Below are 389 nucleotides of genomic sequence, written 5' to 3'. Positions count from 1 at the left end.
GGTTGGGGGAGGTCATGCCCGCCATGGTAGCGGCGTGGCACCGCTGTCGCGCGTCAGGGTTCCAGCTTGCGCAGCTCCGGCGGCAACACTGCATCCGGATAACGTCGGCGGAACTCGCCCAGGCTGGCCTTGGCGTCGTCGATGCGGCCCTGCTGCTGGAGTTCGCCGATCCGGCGCAACCAGGCATCGCGCACGGCGGGTGCGTCCATGGTGGCCGGCGGCACGTCCCCGTCGTCCACGGCGTTCGCGAACTCTTCGGAGGTCACCGTCTCGAGGGCGGCGGCTTCAGCCTCGTTGCGGGTGCGCTTTGCCTGGGACGGCAGTGGTGTGCCGGCGACCGTTGCGCCAACATCCGCGGCCGACGGACGCGCCATTGCAGCTTGCGCAGT

General features: G+C 70.4%; 1 protein-coding gene. It reads right to left on the bottom strand.

Features of this window, described 5'->3' with window-relative positions:
- Window positions 1-53 precede the first annotated feature (53 nt).
- Window positions 54-389, bottom strand: a 336-nt coding sequence (locus tag L6966_RS12030) for a hypothetical protein (RefSeq protein ID WP_237233479.1), incomplete at its 5' end; no start/stop codon positions are given.

The organism is Rothia nasisuis (assembly GCF_928381405.1).
Taxonomy (GTDB): domain Bacteria; phylum Actinomycetota; class Actinomycetes; order Actinomycetales; family Micrococcaceae; genus Rothia; species Rothia nasisuis.
This window is presented reverse-complemented; position numbering and strand designations above follow the sequence as displayed.